23 protein-coding genes are annotated in these 17,675 nt (G+C 42.6%); 12 read left to right on the top strand and 11 right to left on the bottom strand.

Translation table 11 applies throughout. The features are described 5' to 3' along the window. Nucleotides 1-82: 82 nt before the first annotated feature. The gene (locus DH10bf12_RS05660; protein ID WP_471737546.1) at nt 83-865 is read right to left on the bottom strand and encodes a hypothetical protein; all 783 of its coding nucleotides are present in this window, start codon (nt 863-865) and stop codon (nt 83-85) included. Nucleotides 866-887: 22 nt separating this feature from the next. After that, nucleotides 888-2,273, bottom strand: coding sequence for a vWA domain-containing protein (locus tag DH10bf12_RS05665; protein WP_471737547.1), 1,386 nt, complete (start codon nt 2,271-2,273; stop codon nt 888-890). A 436-nt stretch (nt 2,274-2,709) separates the two neighbouring features. Between DH10bf12_RS05665 and DH10bf12_RS05670 the strand changes: the two genes are divergently transcribed. Next, nucleotides 2,710-3,150, top strand: a complete 441-nt coding sequence (locus tag DH10bf12_RS05670) for a GNAT family N-acetyltransferase (RefSeq protein WP_471737548.1) — start codon at nt 2,710-2,712, stop codon at nt 3,148-3,150. A gap of 89 nt (nt 3,151-3,239) precedes the next feature. Then, nucleotides 3,240-3,599, top strand: a complete 360-nt coding sequence (locus DH10bf12_RS05675; protein ID WP_471737549.1) for a hypothetical protein — start codon at nt 3,240-3,242, stop codon at nt 3,597-3,599. A gap of 48 nt (nt 3,600-3,647) precedes the next feature. On the opposite strand, the gene DH10bf12_RS05680 is transcribed toward DH10bf12_RS05675, so the two are convergent. Next, nucleotides 3,648-3,830: a hypothetical protein gene (locus tag DH10bf12_RS05680; protein WP_471737550.1), complete on the bottom strand. Its 183-nt coding sequence runs from the start codon at nt 3,828-3,830 to the stop codon at nt 3,648-3,650. 245 nt (nt 3,831-4,075) lie between these two features. Beyond that, nucleotides 4,076-4,504: an NUDIX hydrolase gene (locus DH10bf12_RS05685; RefSeq protein ID WP_471737551.1), complete on the bottom strand. Its 429-nt coding sequence runs from the start codon at nt 4,502-4,504 to the stop codon at nt 4,076-4,078. Between the two features lie 361 nt (nt 4,505-4,865). Between DH10bf12_RS05685 and DH10bf12_RS05690 the strand changes: the two genes are divergently transcribed. Both DH10bf12_RS05690 and DH10bf12_RS05695 read left to right on the top strand, forming a co-directional pair. Beyond that, nucleotides 4,866-5,768, top strand: a complete 903-nt coding sequence (locus DH10bf12_RS05690; protein ID WP_471737552.1) for a hypothetical protein — start codon at nt 4,866-4,868, stop codon at nt 5,766-5,768. Further along, nucleotides 5,765-6,982, top strand: a complete 1,218-nt coding sequence (locus tag DH10bf12_RS05695; RefSeq protein WP_471737553.1) for an MFS transporter — start codon at nt 5,765-5,767, stop codon at nt 6,980-6,982. Before DH10bf12_RS05690 ends, DH10bf12_RS05695 begins: the two co-directional genes overlap by 4 nt. 25 nt (nt 6,983-7,007) lie before the next feature. Here the strand turns inward: DH10bf12_RS05695 and DH10bf12_RS05700 are convergent, their stop codons facing one another. Beyond that, complete coding sequence (locus DH10bf12_RS05700; RefSeq protein WP_471737554.1) at nt 7,008-8,207, bottom strand: EAL and HDOD domain-containing protein; 1,200 nt, start codon at nt 8,205-8,207, stop codon at nt 7,008-7,010. A gap of 207 nt (nt 8,208-8,414) precedes the next feature. Between DH10bf12_RS05700 and DH10bf12_RS05705 the strand changes: the two genes are divergently transcribed. Genes DH10bf12_RS05705 through DH10bf12_RS05715 form a run of 3 tightly spaced genes read left to right on the top strand, consistent with a single transcriptional unit; the run spans nt 8,415 to nt 10,262 of the window. Then, entirely contained in the window at nt 8,415-8,912 is a 498-nt protein-coding gene (locus DH10bf12_RS05705) for a sigma-70 family RNA polymerase sigma factor (protein WP_471737555.1), read from the top strand. After that, nucleotides 8,905-9,978 carry an anti-sigma factor gene (locus DH10bf12_RS05710; RefSeq protein WP_471737556.1) on the top strand — a complete coding sequence of 358 codons (1,074 nt, stop codon included), beginning with the start codon at nt 8,905-8,907 and terminating at the stop codon, nt 9,976-9,978. Before DH10bf12_RS05705 ends, DH10bf12_RS05710 begins: the two co-directional genes overlap by 8 nt. Continuing rightward, entirely contained in the window at nt 9,966-10,262 is a 297-nt protein-coding gene (locus DH10bf12_RS05715; RefSeq protein ID WP_471737557.1) for a hypothetical protein, read from the top strand. Before DH10bf12_RS05710 ends, DH10bf12_RS05715 begins: the two co-directional genes overlap by 13 nt. A gap of 47 nt (nt 10,263-10,309) precedes the next feature. Here the strand turns inward: DH10bf12_RS05715 and DH10bf12_RS05720 are convergent, their stop codons facing one another. Further along, nucleotides 10,310-11,134 carry a PP2C family serine/threonine-protein phosphatase gene (locus DH10bf12_RS05720; RefSeq protein ID WP_471737558.1) on the bottom strand — a complete coding sequence of 275 codons (825 nt, stop codon included), beginning with the start codon at nt 11,132-11,134 and terminating at the stop codon, nt 10,310-10,312. Next, a complete protein-coding gene (locus tag DH10bf12_RS05725; protein ID WP_471737559.1) occupies nt 11,127-11,579 on the bottom strand; it encodes an HIT family protein in 453 nt (150 codons plus the stop codon). Before DH10bf12_RS05725 ends, DH10bf12_RS05720 begins: the two co-directional genes overlap by 8 nt. 181 nt (nt 11,580-11,760) lie before the next feature. Between DH10bf12_RS05725 and DH10bf12_RS05730 the strand changes: the two genes are divergently transcribed. The 3 genes from DH10bf12_RS05730 (at nt 11,761) to DH10bf12_RS05740 (ending at nt 13,472) form a co-directional block, all read left to right on the top strand. Further along, a complete protein-coding gene (locus DH10bf12_RS05730) occupies nt 11,761-12,132 on the top strand; it encodes an iron chaperone (RefSeq protein WP_471737560.1) in 372 nt (123 codons plus the stop codon). A gap of 97 nt (nt 12,133-12,229) precedes the next feature. Then, nucleotides 12,230-12,880, top strand: a complete 651-nt coding sequence (locus tag DH10bf12_RS05735; protein ID WP_471737561.1) for an SDR family NAD(P)-dependent oxidoreductase — start codon at nt 12,230-12,232, stop codon at nt 12,878-12,880. A 76-nt stretch (nt 12,881-12,956) separates the two neighbouring features. Beyond that, nucleotides 12,957-13,472 (top strand): dihydrofolate reductase family protein, encoded by a 516-nt coding sequence (locus tag DH10bf12_RS05740; RefSeq protein WP_471737562.1) that lies wholly within the window; start codon nt 12,957-12,959, stop codon nt 13,470-13,472. 19 nt (nt 13,473-13,491) lie between these two features. Here the strand turns inward: DH10bf12_RS05740 and DH10bf12_RS05745 are convergent, their stop codons facing one another. The 3 genes from DH10bf12_RS05745 to DH10bf12_RS05755 are packed head-to-tail and all read right to left on the bottom strand — an operon-like array spanning nt 13,492 to nt 16,033. Then, nucleotides 13,492-13,959, bottom strand: coding sequence for a GNAT family N-acetyltransferase (locus tag DH10bf12_RS05745; protein WP_471737563.1), 468 nt, complete (start codon nt 13,957-13,959; stop codon nt 13,492-13,494). Then, nucleotides 13,956-15,062 (bottom strand): serine hydrolase, encoded by a 1,107-nt coding sequence (locus DH10bf12_RS05750; RefSeq protein WP_471737564.1) that lies wholly within the window; start codon nt 15,060-15,062, stop codon nt 13,956-13,958. The genes DH10bf12_RS05745 and DH10bf12_RS05750 overlap by 4 nt, the downstream gene beginning before the upstream one ends. A 23-nt stretch (nt 15,063-15,085) precedes the next feature. Then, the gene (locus DH10bf12_RS05755) at nt 15,086-16,033 is read right to left on the bottom strand and encodes a hypothetical protein (RefSeq protein ID WP_471737565.1); all 948 of its coding nucleotides are present in this window, start codon (nt 16,031-16,033) and stop codon (nt 15,086-15,088) included. Between the two features lie 128 nt (nt 16,034-16,161). Between DH10bf12_RS05755 and DH10bf12_RS05760 the strand changes: the two genes are divergently transcribed. Then, nucleotides 16,162-16,344: a hypothetical protein gene (locus tag DH10bf12_RS05760; protein ID WP_471737566.1), complete on the top strand. Its 183-nt coding sequence runs from the start codon at nt 16,162-16,164 to the stop codon at nt 16,342-16,344. Between the two features lie 38 nt (nt 16,345-16,382). Here DH10bf12_RS05760 and DH10bf12_RS05765 read toward each other — a convergent pair whose 3' ends face one another. After that, nucleotides 16,383-17,192, bottom strand: coding sequence for an SAM-dependent methyltransferase (locus DH10bf12_RS05765; protein WP_471737567.1), 810 nt, complete (start codon nt 17,190-17,192; stop codon nt 16,383-16,385). A 112-nt stretch (nt 17,193-17,304) separates the two neighbouring features. On the opposite strand from DH10bf12_RS05765, the gene DH10bf12_RS05770 reads away from it, so the two are divergent. Continuing rightward, entirely contained in the window at nt 17,305-17,670 is a 366-nt protein-coding gene (locus DH10bf12_RS05770) for a YybH family protein (protein ID WP_471737568.1), read from the top strand. Nucleotides 17,671-17,675 lie beyond the last annotated feature (5 nt).

The following is a 17,675-nucleotide window of genomic DNA, read 5'->3' on the forward strand; positions in this document are numbered from 1 at the left end:
CACCAGCCACAACACTGCCGTCAACGAAGGAGAGATACATTCATTCCAATAAAAAAGCAGGGGAAGGATCCCCTGCTTAATTTCAAAACTCCGGCCATCTCAATCGCTGCCGCTCGATTTCAAGTTCCTTTTTCCCGTCCGCTACCACTGTCTGCATGATCATACGGAGCTGTTCTTCTTCAGTGTCATGAGGATTCACATTGATCCGGCTCATGATCTCCAGGTTTCTATCACGCTCATTGACGATCTGCTCGTAATATCCGTGATGCATTTCTGTCAGCTTACTCCAGGCACCTTCATTTTTCATCGAGTCGATCCAGTTTGAAATTACACCAGCATGTTCAACCGCTAATCCCAGCCTTTGATGGCGAAGCATTTCGAAGTATGCTGCACATTCCTGAAGTATTTCAACGTCTTCAGTAAGAATCTGGTGGGGCTCTGCAATAAAGCTTTTAAATCGTTTGTGCTGTTCAGAAAACGCCAGGTGACGGTCGTATAACTGCTCAATGGCTTTTTTCGCTGCTGTCATATCAACGCTTTTATGCACTTTAATCAAATCCAGGGGATCAGTGAAAACTTCATCAGGGATCCCGGCTGATTCATTTGTAGACACGTGGATGGATTGAATTAACCTATTAAATAACACAAGAGCGGGAAATACTTTTTTTGCATCCGCTTTTTGACTCTCACCGGAAGATAAGATTGCGGTGCCTTTCATTTTTTGGTTGCGTTGATACACAATCCGGTAATAAGCATCTCCATCGACTACACAGAAGTGCGGGTTAACCACACAATGCTCAAGCATTTTCTTAAACGATCTGGCGTTTTTTTCAACAGCCGCTGTCGATTCAGTCTGAACAGCCATCATGAAAACCCCTTTCTAGCCGTTATTCTTCGTCGGGCTTTGACTCTTCAATCATCTGATTCATTCCTTCAACGCCTTCTTCTTTCATCTGCTGAAGCTCCTCATAAAAAGCACTTCCGGTTTCACGCGCGCGGTCATAGTTTGCGGTAGCCAGGTCCTTCATTGGCTGAAGCTGATCATAGGTGATTTTTTCTTCATCAAGCAGAACATTCATGGCGTTATATTCTGAATTCACCTGACCTCTGGCTCTATTTTGCCAGGAAGTACTGAAGTGGTTAATATCAATTGTTGCATTGGCACTCGCCCAGTTTCGGTCATTTTTGGCACCGACACTCCACTGTCTCCATTCCTGCAGAATGTCTTCAGTTCTTTCAAATTCACTGCGTAATCCTTCTGCATTATTAACATTTGCATACGCACCGTCAGCTTCTTTTGCCACTTCTTTTAACTGCTGCTGGGCCTCTGAGTCTGCGTTAAAACCGATGACGTTAATAATCGGTGATACGTTACTCCCGGCAAAGCTTTTCGCAGCTGCAACAGGGTCACCGTCACATGTTTCAATCCCATCACTCACAAGGTAGATCAGGTTCGTATTTTCTTCACCGTCAAGATTTTTAAAGCTCTCGGCAGCTGATTCAAGTGCACCTGCAACCGGTGTCCATCCGGCTGGTTCGAACTGATCGAGCGCCTCCTGGAAAGCTGCTTCGTCATAAGACCCGCGCTCATACACTTCATCTATGGCAGCACATGACATATCCTTATCAGCGTCATCACCCGTTCCTTCATGACCATAGACGCGCAGAGAAACATTCGCTTCTTCAGGGGCAGAAGAGAGGAAGCTCTGGATTTCGTGCTTTGCCTGTTCCATCCTCGTCTCACCGCCTGCATCAGCGCCCATCGAGCCGCTGGCATCCAGAATGACTTCAATATTATAGTTTTCCTTAAACTCATAGCGGCGGTCTGCTTCAGGCATTCCCTCCATATCAAAACGCGCCATATCCAGCACGCCGGATGGATCAGGAAGCTGCACTCTTGTGATGTTGTGGATGAACTGATAATACAATTCCATTTCCTCCTGCGTCGCATCCTCCGGAAGGGCAGGTACCTCACCAAACAGCTCAAGAAACTCAACATCCTCATTGCCGTTTTCCACTTCACTCTGCATTAACCCGTTACCCTGCTGGACAAAATCCTGTGGCTCCTGCGGTAATGCAGGCAGACTCATTTCTTCAAGCTCAGCAAGTGTACCCTCCGGCTCAGCAGGTGCTTCCATGGCTTCCTGCTGCTCACTTTCCACAGCCGGTTCAGCTTCTTCAGCCTGAGATGCTTCATCAGATTGTTCTTCACCCTGACAGGCTGTAAGTCCAAAACTTAAAGCCAATATCGTTAACCATGATTTCTTATTCATATGACGGCTCCTTCCGATAGACAACTTTGAGATTATAAAAACTTTATACGTTTACCTGCTAAATACGTTTCAAAAAAATGTTAAACTACTACTTTTTTAATAGGGAAGGGGTGAATTGTCAAATGGTGGATTGATTATGTGTGACAGGCGGCAGTCATAAGACTTATGTGTTTGTCATAAATGAAGTCCTTAGTAATAGTCTTTAATAAGTCATTTGTAGTTAAAAGGTCTTGTAAATGAAAATAAAAGAGGTTGTATATAACGAAGTTTACAATTTGCAGGACTTAAGTAGCTTTTTGTAAAAAAGTGGAGAGGTTAGTACCTTTTTGAAGACCGGGTTCAGACCCTGGCCTTCGGAATTTTAGAGAAGCACCATCACGTTAGTGTGATAAAATATATAATAATTTTTTAAGAACAATAGAAAAGAGGAACTAATTTGAACATCATCAAAGCTTCAGTCAAAGACAGTACTGCACTCGTACCATTATTTGATGCATATCGTCAGTTTTATAAGCAGGCTTCCGATCTAAAAGGTGCTGAAAACTATTTGCATGAAAGACTGTCAAAAGAAGAATCAGTGATCTTTTATGTGAAGGGAAATGATCAAATCCTTGGTTTTACACAGCTATATCCTGTTTTCTCCTCCATCTCTATGAAAAGAGCATGGGTGCTGAATGATTTATATGTGATCGAAGCTGCCAGGAAAAGTGGAATTGGCGAACTGCTTTTGCAGAGAGTGAAAGAGTTCGGGCTTGAAACAGGGGCAGCGAGCATCGGTCTGAGTACGGCTCCGGATAATGTGAACGCCCAGCGTCTATATGAGCGCAATGGATATGAGCGTGATGAGACATTCTGGCATTATGACTTGAGCTTATAGCGTTAAGAAGAGTCACAAACTGCCCTTCGGCTGCATTTACTAAACTAACCATGATAGTTTTGTCCGTGTGGGTAGGGAGGGCGAAGCTTATGTATGATCCGTATTTGTATAGTGGGAAAAATGACAATGCCGGTGGGATCTCTGCTTCTAGACTGGCAGTGATTGCAGCTGCACTGACAACAGTTGCTGATGCCATAGGGACAATAGCGGCGATCAAGGCAGTGAAAGAAGAAGAGATCAGTCAAATTGAGGATCGAAAGAGGCAGGATCAACAGAATCAAATGTTTGCCGATCTGCAGGCTCAAATAGCAGCGTTGCAGGCACAGATTTCATCTGATATCACGAGCACGTCAACGACTCCGACTTATTCTATTACGATTGAAAACCTTAACCTGACTCTTCCTTCTGCCTCAGGGGATCAGAAAATGATAAAAGGGACGGACCTTTGAACTCATTCGTTTGGATTGAGTAAAAGAGTCGTCCCTTTTTGTGTAAGCTTATTCTTTATCAAGCTTTGTACTAATCAAATGAAGGCCGCTTGAAATCTTAGCTAGCTGTTCATTTTTCTCACGCTGGATTCTGATCAGGCTGACCATGAACCAGATCACGAAACCAACAGCAGCAATGTATGTAAAAAAGACAAGCAGTGGGAAGAGAGCAGGACCTATATCAAACATCATAGTAATGCCTCCTTGAAAAGTTTTATGAAGTTACCTGAAGAAATTAAAAATAATTGGAAAAAGAATGACAAATAAAGTGCTTTGTACTAAGGTAATGATCAAATCTTTTTTGATTGGGTTAGGTTCAGGATAACGGTTAGACAATCTCTGAAATACAAACAGAATGACCCACCAGAGTAAGATAATCATTAAAAGATGTGTAAAGCTGCTGTAGGGATACATGTCATTACCTCTCAATCAAAAAATTAAAAAGCTACGTAAAAAGGCTGTTTTTCCGAATCCAGACACCGCTCAATCCGCTCTCTGAAATTTCCAACTGTTACCTTTTCAAGCGCTTCATCAATCGGAAAGAAGCCAACCTCCAGACTTTCAGGGGAAGTTGTACAAACTCCACCAATAGGTTTTGCGAGAAACAATGTATTACAAATCGATCGCTCTACATTCTGAAAAACCCCGCAAAACCTGATCAATTCAATATCAATACCGGCTTCTTCTTTCGTCTCCCGGATCGCAGCCGCTTCCAGTGATTCACCTTCCTCTACCTGACCGCCAGGCATTTCCCAGCCTCTTCTTGGTCCTTTAATCAACAGTAGCTCATTCTTGTCATTCACAACAATCGTAGCCGCTGAAATGATATGTTTTGGCACCGTATATACATGCGCAGATTGTGACAAATTCGTGCCTCCTTTCCATTTTCGTAAAATTCAATCAATATTAATGTTAACATATAATGGTTTAGAAGGATGGGTCACTTAATGAATTTTGTGGTAGCTGAAGTCCATTCTCGCGACTGAAGGAATCGGGTTGTGAGTTGAAGGAATCATTGCAGACACTGAAGGAATTCACAACTAAGTTGATAGAAATACAGGTGACGCTATGGCTGCTGATGGAATCATCATGCATTTTGACGCAATCATTTTCATATTGAAGTAATCCACACTCAATATGAAGCAATAAATGCTGAAATGAAGGAATAGCGATCCTGACGCTCGCATCCACAATCTGCTTTACAAACTACTACATAAGAGGTGAACTATGTTTAAAATAGAGCATCCAACTGACCTGGAGCCTTCTATGGTCAGCTCTGGTCTAAAAGGGGATCTAAAAACTGTTTCCAGCCTGATCAATCAAAAAGCGTATCATCATTTATGCACAGCAACTCTCAAACAAACGATTGTTGGGTTTGCACTAAGCTGGGGAAAAGAGTTTCATCCGCATGGAGAAAGGATTTCCATTCTAACTGATCAGCATGTTCTGGAACAGGAGATACTTGTTGAAGCACTTTTGTCAGACCTGAAGGACCACTTCGATACTGAGCGGTATGATCACGCCATGTGGTCGTTTGATGACAATCAACACATATTCAAGAAAATTGCTTTAAACAATGGCTTCGAACTGGTCCGGCAAACGTTTATGCCGACACTTGAAATTGAGACTATGCTGGAAGATTTGAAAGGCATTCAACCAGCAGATAGTCTGCTTACTTTAAAAGAAATCACACAGGATCCCATCCTGAAAAAAAGCTTTTTTCAACTGTTGAAAGCCAACTATACTGCCACTCATCTCATCAGTCCTGTCGCAGAAAAACCGCTCCAAGTATGGGAAAGCCTGCTGCTTGATGACAACCCTGATCTGCAGCACAGCTACGCTACATTCACTGATCAGCTCACAGGCTATATTATGCTACATCCTGTAAATGATGAAGAAGTGGAAGTAGGGTTGGTTGGTACTTCCGCAGGACAGGGTCCAGAAGTACTGAAACCCATTTTAAAAAAGCAGCTGACTGAGCTGAAAGAATTGGGCTTTACTAAAATAACGCCTGAGGTCGATACGACAGATTCCTTTGCAACCGACCTCTTCAGCTGCACCGACCTGAAAAAAGTTCCTGCTCTTAATACATATCAGCTAAAACTGACGCAAAGAGGTACAACGTCATGAAAAAACTGAGTCACTGGAGGGACCCTGGCGTACTGCTTGCTTCAACGGGTATCGCCTCGATCGGAGATTTTATCTACTTGGTTGCAATCAATCTCATTGTCCTGAATATGACCGGTTCTGCAGCAGCGGTTGCCGGGCTGTGGATTGTGGCACCGTTAACAAATATTGTGATGAAGTTCTGGACTGGCAGCTTCATTGATTACAGGAGTAAGAAAAAAGTGATGATCGCAACCTATATTGCGAGAGCAGGGCTGATTGCGCTGATTCCACTTGCGCCGAATGTCTGGGTCATTTATGTCATTCTTGTCCTGCTGAGTATTGCAAAGTCGTTTTTTAATCCATCATCTGTGACGTACATGACGATGCTTATACAACAGTCTATGCGAAAAAGGTTCAATGCCATTCGCTCATTTACATCTTCAGGTGCTTTTATCGTCGGGCCGGCAGTGGCTGGAACGCTGATTTTACTCACATCTATTCATGTGACACTCTGGATTAATGCCTTCTTTTTTATAGTGGCAGCAGGATCAATGCTGTTATTACCTGAAATCGAAAAGATTGAAAAGGCTTCGATTCCTAAGCTCACGATTCAGCAGGTGAAAACTGATTTTACAGTGGTATTTGATTTTGTGAAGCAATCATCTTATGTGGCGATTGTATATATAGGATTTATCGCCATCCTGCTGTTTACATTTGCAATGGATGCGCAGGAGGTTGTGTTTGCGAGAGAAGTTGTAGGTTTGTCAGAGCTTGAATACAGCTTACTGATCAGTATTACGGGGATTGGCTCGATAGCGGGAGCACTTGTTTTATCAGTGCTGTCTGAGAAAATTTCGATCAGAATGATGACAACAACTGGTTTGCTGCTGATGTCTGCGGGTTATGTGATCTATGCTTTTTCATGGTCGTTTGCAAGCATTGCAGCAGGCTTCATTTTACTTGGGTTTTTTAATTCCTTCCTGAATACGGGAATGTCTACTTTTTATCAGAATAATGTACCTGTTGAGATCATGGGACGGGTGACAAGCGTTTTTGAGCTGGGACAAAGTGCGTTTCAGGTATTATTTGTATTGTTACTTGGAACGGCAGCGGACTTGTTTTCACTGAGGGAGGCCATTGTCACGGCTGCACTTTTCATGCTGTTGTTATCATGCGTATTCTGCGTGTTTTTGTGGAAGCCGGGGAAGGAAGAAGCGTTTGCTGAACAATCATAAAAAGCGGGGGACACTGTCTCCCCGCTCACTGATAAACTTCATTTGCCCATTCCACAGCTTTTACATACATGTTATTTAAAAGGTCAGTATCAATATTCAGCTCGCTGGCCCATTTTTCTACGCATGCCAGATCACCTTTTTCAAAGCACATGACTGTGTAATAAATGGGAGCAAGCAGGCTGTCTCCATTTAGCAGTGCCGCTTTAATTTCCGGTGATAATGGAACGGTTGTTAAGACGTTTTCCATATGGTCATCTAAAATGGCATCAATGGTGCTGAATAAGGCCATGACTGCTGCATCGATTTTCCGCTCCTGCAGGTGGCTAGCTTCACACAGCTGCTCCGCAAACTTCGAGCGGACCAGTGAAAGCTTAAGCAGTTCGTCAGGTTTATCCTCAGAAAGGTCCTGCAGCATCAGGATATTAATCCACCTTTCAAAGTTTTTAATCCCCATTTGAACAAGTGCTCGCTTAATTGAATAAGACAGCTGGTTTTGATTTCTGTGACTGATGATTTTCATGAGACGGTAACTGAGTGACGCATCTGTTTCAATAATCTCAGTCAATTTCTGATAAGAGGGCTCCGGTGACTTTAATTCCTGAAGTACACGTAAATATGTATGTTTGTACTGGCGTTTATAAGTCGCTCTCGTGATAATGTTCGGTCTGCTGAAGAAATATCCCTGAAACAGGTGAAAGCCCATTTCCTTAGCCAGTTCAAATTCCTCGAGTGTTTCCACTTTTTCAGCTAACAGCACCTTTTTTCTAATCAGTGCCTCTGCTACCTGGGAACTGATGGTATCAAGTGGTGTTGCGCGGATATCGAACTTAATGATATCTGCATCATCTATTAATTCATATTTCCCCAGATCAGCATCAAAATCATCTAGGGCAATTTTATATCCAATACTTTTTAAATGCTGAACGCGCCTGATCAGCTGATCATCTATCATTGTACCTTCAAGGATTTCAATGACCATTTGCTCAGGAGGAATGACTTCGACCAGGTCACTTAATAACATATCTCTCGTAAAATTAACAAAGACATGTGAATAGTCACTGATCTTCCCAAGTCCTGCTTCTAGTAACCCCTGCAATACAGTGATTGTTGATAGATTGGCGTCTGTTCCGTCATACCCACGTGCGTTTGGGGAGGAACGGAATAACAACTCATATCCAAAGGTGCTTAAATCTTTTTCAAAAATAGGTTGTCTGGCTATATACATACAAGATCTCCCCTAAAAATATACTATGCCTAATGATAGTATATTTTACCTATCTATTAGAAAGCAAGTAGGTGGATTGGTGAAAAAAGACTTTTTAAAGAAGGAATAACAATTTTAAAGAGTGGTTTGACTTATCTAAATTAATTTCACCATAACTGCAACTTTATTCCATGTGTATCCGTTATTTAGGTGGAAGGGGGAAAGGTATTGGAAGTACAAGAGATCTATCAGCGCTATGTCAATGATGTATACCGTTACCTTTTCTCGCTATGCAGAGACCGCTCCCTTGCAGAGGATCTGACGCAGGATACTTTTATTAAAATATTTGGTGCCTTTGATGATCACCCGCCTGTCTCAATCAAAGCCTGGCTGTTCAAGGTTGCTTATCATACATTTATCGACTATTTGAGAAAAAATAAAAATGTACAGCCGGCCTCACCGGAAATTGTGAATCATATGGAATCAGGGGCTTCTGCTGAAGCATTGGTTGTAAAGAAAGATGAAAAAGCGGATCTGTATGAACATCTGGATCTTTTAAAACCGGAGCACAAACAGGCAATTCTATTGTATGACTTGCAGGGATACTCCTTGCAGGAAGCTTCTTTGAAAATGGATGTCAACATCAATACACTAAAATCTTATTTATTTCGCGGAAGAGGGAAGTTAAAGACGCTGATGAGGAAAGGACGTGAGCAGGATGAGTGAAGAGTTCAAAAAAAGGCTGAAAAAATATTATGCCGGTGAGCTGTCTGATAAGGAAGCAGCCAAAGTTGAACTGAAAATTGAACAGGCAGAAGCTTATCAGGATGTAATGAATGAAACATTTCCACAGGATGAATTGCCGCCTGAAAGAGTAGGTGAGATTTTAAAAAGAAGTGCACGCAGCGCAAAGTTGACAGTCATAGGGTACGTTGTGATGATACTCTTACTGATTTTTCCGATTTTGATGCTCGGGAGCTACATTTATTATGGATTCATTGAACGTGCAAATACCCTGATTGATGTAGCGTATCATACTGTGTATGTCACTGAACCGAACGCGAGTGTGGATGAATTTAATATTGAGTATGAAATGGGTCTCTTTACGTTTGATGTATATATGGACTTATATAAACAGGTTGGTGAATCAACGATTAAGCAGGGAGAATGGGTTGTACCTTTTCGCTTTAATCAGGCAGACTTTCCAGATAGAAATTATACAATTGATCAGCCACCGAAAGAGATTCCTCAGCGTGAGGAGCGGCTTCTGTTCCATCCGGATAGTGGTGAAAGTAATAGTCTGAATGAAGGTTGGGATACACTGGAGAACTTACCTGAAGGCACCGTATCGGAAATATATGTGTCACTTGATCGCACAGTCCCGGTTGGTGAGATGGGTGAATTAATAGATGGTACAGATGCGAAATGGCTTTGGTATGCAGTGGATACTGGTCTTGATGCTGCTGCGCAGGGAACTGAGGGCGGTTATCTGCCGCCTATTGGGTATCCTGCACAGACAGGAAATAACTGGTCTCCTTATAACTGGCAGGATCAGAATGATAAGCAGTTCATGGAAAGCCTTAAATTTTTGTCAGGCTATGAAGAGCAGGCTACAGCAATCGCCAGGACAAAATGGCTTGAACTTGATGAGAGAATAGACTATTTAGAACAGAATGGACTAAATGCATACGGAGGCGTAATCACAGGGCCGTCTGAAGAATTATTGAAACTGAGAGAAAATGAAGATGTCAGGGCAATTCGGATGGGAGAGGTGAGATTATGGAATTGGTAAAAAAGAAAAAAGGTGAGTCAAAACTCAGTGTATGGGCTTTTATCATCTCACTAATCTCACTGGCGCACTTAAACATCTTTCTGATGACGCAGGAGAATTTAATTGGATTCAGTTTTTTCTATGTATTCCTCCCTGGAATCAGTTTCATTTTGTTGATCAGCAGCTTTTTTCAAAAGGGATATAGCCGCACGTTTGGCTGGTGGAGTGTGTTTATCTATGTGTTTATTTTTATCTGTATAGGCGTCATTTTTATCAGTGCGTTTTCAATTTATCCAAAACCTTGATTTTTATAGTTGTACCTATATGCAAAAGTGGAAGAACAGAGAGCAGCTCAAGTTCTTCCACTTTTATTTTTTGCTTCATCAGGCCAGGCTGCTTGCTGTTTATTCTCTACTTCCCACGTGATAAGTGTTGTGCTGTCTTTAACACTATGACTTTTTAAGCGCTCTAGCATAAGGTTAACAATGCTCTGATCATCGGCATCAGCAAATGACTCACAAATGTACGAAGGCTTTGCATAAGGTTCTCCAGGACACTCAATTAAACCGTCCGTAGTCATAAAGATACGGTTTTTTCCTGTTCTTAACTCTCTTCTTCCGGTACTGTAACAAAGAACCGTCTGATCAAACGTATTTGCTTTACCAATCCATTCGTAGAATTGCCTCTGATTTAATTGATACTGTCCCAACTGAAGCAATTCTTCATGAAATAAATAAAGCAGACAGTCTCCAACAGAAAACCACCAAATATATTGATTTTTTCTGACAGCAATCAAACAGGCTGTTTCTCCTCGTACCTTTTGACATTCAGAGAGAAATTGTTCAGTTGAAAAAACAGACAAAACCTCTTCCTCCAATTGTATGAAAGTGTAGTTCGTCAGCTTGGAGGACAACAGATCGCTAAAGGTATTTTTATGGGACGAAATTTCTTTTAACACAAGTTCTGCACTTTCAGCCGAATGGTGCGCATCAAGCAACATGACAAACTCCCAGTCTTCTTCAGGGTCAACCCAGACCAGGCAGCCATCCTCATTTTTCGTCTGACCAGCCTCTGAATTTCCCCCATAGCGGCCGATTGTCACGTGATTCAGGCTGATAGAGGAAGGGTGGTCAATAAAGTGCTCGTTACTGCCTATCCAGTTCAATGATTTACGCATACTCATGGGTATCCATATAGGCTTTGAGGCGCTCGCATAGAGATTGTACTTCATCAGCGTTCCCCATTGGTGCATCTTCCCAGTCATAGACGGCGTTTGGACCCCAGTATTTTTCAGGTGTATCTGGATAGCGCGGAACGATATGCATATGTAAATGAGGTACTGCATGACCCGTCACAAACGAATAAATATGCTCAGCATTTTTGACATCCATCAGTGCTTTACTGACTTTTGTAACAGCGACTCCGAAAGCCGAAGCTTCATTCATGTTCATATCACCTAAAGTAGGTGCGTGCCTCTTCAGGTCTATAACAAGATGTCCAAGATACACTGGATTTTCATTGCCATCAATATGTCCGATATAAATATACTCATCTTCGTAAATTGTACTGCCGACTGTTTCGATTTCTCCATCATGCTTTTTACAAATAAAACAGTTTTCCAATCCAGACACCCCGCTTTGTAAAGTTTGATATACGTTTTGGTTCGACACATGTAACTGAATTTCCTTTTATTATCAATTGTTAATAAACAATATATAGAAGGGGACCCACTGGCGGTTGTCGAAATGAATCACAGAGAGGCAAATGATGATCATATTTTTAACTCGAATAGGAGGCATCAAGATGGAAACTTTCGAAGAATTTTTAGAGACAATTGAAAATCCGGACCATCGTGAACAAACAAAAAAGGTGCTTGACTGGGTGAGTGACTCTTATCCTGAGCTTGCAAAGCGGGTTGGCTGGAACCAGCCGATGTTCACGCATCACGGTACATTCATTATTGCGTTTAGCACGTCAAAAAAGCACCTTGCTGTATCACCTGAAAAGGCAGGTATTGATTATTTTGCAGATGAGATCAGACAAGCAGGGCATGACCATAGTAAAATGCTTGTCCGTTTTCCATGGGGGAAGCCAGTGGATTACGAGCTGCTTGGGAAGATGATTGAGTTTAATCTAAAGGATAAAGCAGAGTGTACAACATTCTGGCGGAAGTAAAACACTTTCCTGAATATTGAAAATTGAATCCTTTCTGCAGCGCGTGCTAGCTTAAAAGCAGAATGATTCTATTTTTATCTAAAAGGAGAGGGTCCTGATGGCAGATAAAGTGATGGTGATTATTGGTGCAGGTCCGGGAATTGGACTCAGTGCCGCTAAAAGGTTTGGTAAGGAAGGCTATACGATTGCACTACTTGCAAGAGATGAGGACAGGCTGCTTGAAGCTGTGGATGAGCTTGAGGAGCTGGATATCGAAGCGGAGTCTTTTTATGCGAATGCAGCTTCAAATGAGAGCTTAAAAGCTGCCATTAAATATGTGAATGATCTCTATGGACGAATTGATATTCTCATGTATAATGCCTACACATTCCGTCAGGGAGCACCAACTGAGACGGATCCTGCTGATTTACTGAATGACCTTCAGGTAGATGCGGTAGGAGCACTGGCAAGCGTTCAGGCTGCGCTTCCTTATATGGATAAGGGCGGCACAATTCTGATGACAGGTGGCGTACTTGGCGTGAAGCCGATGAAGAATTTTGCTTCTGTATCTGTCGGGAAGGCTGCGATACGTATCCTTGCTATGACACTTCATCAGGAATTGAAATCAAAGGATATTTACGTTGGTACTCTGACGATTAACGGATTTGTTAAGCCGGATACGCATTTCTCGCCTGATAACATTTCTGAGAAAATGTACGAAATGGCGATGGCGCGCGATGGGGTGGAGTGGACGTTTGATCGGAAATAAGACTGAAGGCCTGTCTGATTATTTGATAATCAGGCAGGCCTTTTCGTGTAAACTGAATGAGAAGGGGGTGAATCGTATGAGTAAAAATGTTTTATATATCGCGATGAGTCTGGATGGCATGATTGCAAAAGAAGACCATTCCCTGGACTGGCTGCTGAAAGCTGAAGGGGAGGAGGACAATGGTTACAGCGATTTCTATAGTGGGATTTCGTCAGTGTTGATGGGGAATCGCACCTATCAGGAAGTTCTGAAAATGACAGATGAAAAGCCGTATCAGGATCGGCCGGTGTATGTGCTTTCGAGAACTGCGCAGGAGGATGGGTATGCGAATTTCACCTCAGATTCAGTGGATACGCTGCTCCCTGAATTGCAGAACAAACACGGTGGTCCGGTCTGGATTGTCGGTGGCGGAGAAGTCATTAAAGCGTGTATGGCGTCTGACAGTATTGATGAGTTTTATATCGCAGTGATTCCTGTCGTGCTGGGTGAAGGGATTCCGCTTTTTCCGAAGGGGACAAAGTATACAGAATTAAAGCTTGAAGGAACTGAGGTTTATAATCAGATTGTGATGCTGCATTATGTGAAAAAATAAAGCGGAATGACCATAATGGTTATTCCGCTTTATTCTTCTTATAAACAAAAATATCTTCATCAAACTCAGGATCAATGAGTCCGGTATCCTTAAATCCGGCTTTTTGATAAAAGCGTTTTGCATTATAATTCTCCGGTTTAATGCTGATCACTATTTCCTTCACGTCATAATGAGTAAAGATATAATCAATCGCAAGCTGAATTAAGACTTTTCCGAGACCACTGCCCTGGAAGTGCTGATCAATCATAAACCGGTCAAGCCAGAGGTACTGTTCTTTCTTGTTCTCTGCGCCGATCATCATGAATCCGACTGGCTGCTCAAGCTGATAGAGACCGATGCAGGTCCAGTTGTGCTTTGTGTCGTAAAAGGACTCAAGCATAGAGATTTCATTTGGTTCTATGAAATGCTTTTGGTTTTCAGCTACTTTAAGACTGGTGAATGTCCGCCAATTATCGGCTTGTATTTTCTGTATCGTTAATCCGTTCATTTTAATTCTCTTTCATGAACTAATTCCTGAACCAAATGTGTCCTGAAAGATTCATCTTTTAAAACCGCCTTCTGAAAATCATTCATCGACTTCGACAGTCTCATCTGATCAAGCAGGACAAGTCCATCAGCAAAAAATGAGATTTCAGTCCGGTTGTCTTCAAGGTCAGTTGCATACAGTGAAAAAGTCAGCACATGCGGGGTGGAACCGCCTTTTTGACCGGCATGTTTCAGCCATTCGCGATTTTCCTTTTTCTCCATAAGCGGTTCAAGCAGTGGATCCAGGTGACTGTGCACCTCTTTTGAAAAGAATGTTTTACTGTTCAGTTTTTCCATGAAATCAGTATACGTTTTTGCATTTGAACGGGTTAGGTGATCAGACCAGTTTTTCTGGGCAGGCGCAGTCAGGCATTTCAGAATCTGCTGCTTTTCCTGATCCGTGCATGGCTGCTTGAGCCAGCGTTCCATGATCATGATCGTCATATTTCTGTATTCCTCTTTCGACATGTCGCGGACTTCCGCATTAGCGCCCTCAAGCGTCAGGTTCTGCTCTGTCGTCAGCGTATAAGGAACTGCAAGTGCTGCGACAAATGGGAAGATCGGCTCGTGATCAGTCAGGCTGGTTTCTGCAAGTGTCTGATTAATACGGTCCAGTCCGAGCCTGTGCATGAGATAGTCTGAGTTGGCATTAGAGCTGTAATGCATCATACCTTCAGCCACCTGTGCGAGTGTGACCGGATCCTGGCTGTTCTCTTTCAACCAGGCTTCATGCGCGCCGCCATCCGTCCTTTTAAAATAAAACGTCTCGAGTGCTGAGAGCGGGATCTGCTCATCAGGATCAAGCATGCCTGATGCAGCCTGTTTTGCATACTCGACTGCAATCACCAATTTTGCCGTGCTTGCAAGCGGGAGCATCAGATCTTCCTGACGGGCAACGAGTACTTCGCCATTACGCTGAACCTTTAGCGAGACGGTCTCAGGATGAGACTTAATAAATTGTGTGAAAGCGCGGGGGTTCATTTTTCTTGTTTTGAATTTAATGAAAAATGAGCTGCCTGCAATCAATAGGGCGATCAATAGGGAAACAATAAAAAGCCAGTTCAATACCTTCACTCCTGTTTTAATATTTACCTGTTTTCAATACAATGCTGATAGCGATCCCAGACCTCTTCCTGCTGGTGGAGCACCAGACCGCGTTCTTTCTGAAGGTTGCCGACAGCACGTGTAACTTTTGATTTGGTATCTTCTACTTTACTGATCGAGTCATTGATCCGGCTGTGAATCGTCCATTCTGAAAAAATATCATCAAGGAAGTAGTCTGCAAAAGTAATAAAGGACCCTCTTTCCACATCCATCGCTTCAGTCGTTTCGTCTTTTACATCCTTCAATTCAGCTTCGAACTTACGCAGGCTTCTCTGAGCACGGTGCAGGGCATCCTGTGATTGATCAAGATCATTGTGCTTCATGGCAGTTACAATGATCCCACCACCAAGAAATGTATCCCATGTAGACATGCCGTGAGCGGACTTAAGGTTTTTAAGTGCAGCTTCAAGAGCAGACTCTGCGCTGCGTCCGGCATAAATGGCTTCATCGATTTCAACTAAAAGCGCATCAAGGTCTGAGTAGTGATTCAGGTGGAGATCGATTTCACGTGCTGTCTCACTGTCATGTTGTTTAATCCAGCGTTCTTTTTCTGAGAGGAATGCTTCCCAGTCACTTTCAGCAGATGAGTAAGTTGAGAGATTTTGTTCCAGCTCAGCTTCATCACTCTTCAGGTCCTCGACCATTTGTTCATGCTCATTCAGCTTCAGCTCAGCCTTTGCTGCTTCATCATACTCTTTTTCGCGCAGTTCTTCATGTGTGCCTTTCCACTTACGCACAACATTTACTAAAGAAAAGCGGTCCATTTTATGCAGATCCAGTTGTTCTTTTGACAGACTCTGCTCAAGCTCCTGCTTTTTCTTTTCATGCTCAGTCAGCTGTGAACGTACATTTAACATACGTTTCTCAAGCTTTCGTTTCTCATCCAGTTTTTTTCTCAGGTCCAGCTGTTTTCTCTCAAGTGTCTTTTCCATGTAGATCCCTCCGGAGGTTTGTTAATTAAGATACGGATAAAGCGGCTGGAAGTTCCGGGGAATTTTTTGCATTACCATTTTTAAAAGACAGGATGTATGATAGATATTGTCTGAAGGGAGGGAAAATGATGAATAGAGAACTGATCAGGACCATATTGCTCATTTTACTGGCCGCGGTAATGGTTACAGGTGTTGTAATTTATTTCACAGATAGACATGAATACAATCTGCTTGTTGCGTTGGTGGCTTTGACCCTAAGTGTGGCTGCCTTGATATTTACTTTTACCGAGAAAAAAAGAAAAAGGTCTTGAATCCTGTGTTGGATTCTAAGACCTTTTGTTTTATAGGGTCATTTAGCCACAATCACAAAACTATCAAGGGACTCATTCTTTCCATCCACACCTAACATATCCGCATAATTTTGAATAAGCGTCTGAATTCTGACAGGTGCAGCTGCAAATTCTTTACTAACTTCCTTGGCGTAATCAATTTCCCACTGGCCATCCTGAAGAAAATGAGCATCAACACGCAGTTCCTGATCTAACTTCATCCCGGCATCTTCTATCATTTTTCCAATCTCACTTTTCCCAAACAGATTTTGAATGTTTCCATCGTTTGCAGTGAACTGGGAATACAGCGCTAAAATAGATGCAGCACAAAAATGTCCCCGCTGCGTAATTTTCCCAAACTGCATATCCCACTCTGCAAAGCACAGCGTGTTACTGATTGAACGAATCCTTTTAAAATAGGCAAGCAGTTGAGCTGGATCGTGAAAATACCATGAGCAATGGGAGAGAACAACAGCATCATATTGCTTATCCGAATTCATCTCGAGAAAATCTGTTTCCAAATGAAAATCAATTCTTGCACCAAGCTTTGACTGATTAATCCGCTCATGTGCCTCTCCAAGTGTAAAGGGTGCTCCATAGTCAGGAGGCGCGATATCAATAGCCGTCACATGGCCGCTTTCACCAACTGTATCTGCCAGTACAACAGTCGTATCACCCTGTCCGCAACCGATTTCGAGTACCTTCATGCCCTCTTTAATTCCAAAAGCTTCGACCAGCGCATAGCGATGCTGAAGCTGGGTTTGCTGGATTTGATCGTTTTCAAAAAGCTTATATTGTTTGATGAATTGTTGAACGCTGGTTTGTGACATGTATCTATACTCCTTTAGTGTAGCCGTTTCAGTTAATTTAACATGAATGAAGGGAATATGGGATTTTTTGTAGAAGTGGTAGGAGACTTCACAATAGAAAGGAATGCTTACTATGACACCACAAGACACACTCCAAACATACATAGAAGCGACAAATACACACGATTTTGAAAATGTGAGACAGGTGCTGCACAAGGACGCATTATTCTGGTTCACGAGTCAGACCTGCAGAACGCATGAGGAGATACAGGCTTATTTTGAAAGTACGTGGGCGGTGATTAAAGAAGAGGTCTATTCGGCGGTTGATATCAGATGGCTGCACACAGATGAATCTTCTGCTACCTGCGTATACGTTTATCAGTACGAAGGTGTTTATGAAGGAAAGCGGATCTCAGGAAGCGGACGGGCGACCAATGTTTTTGCGAAAACGGCTGACGGCTGGAAGCTGATTCATGAGCATTTGAGTAAACTCACGTAACATTT

The sequence above is a fragment of the Jeotgalibacillus sp. 10bf12 genome (genome assembly GCF_055597105.1).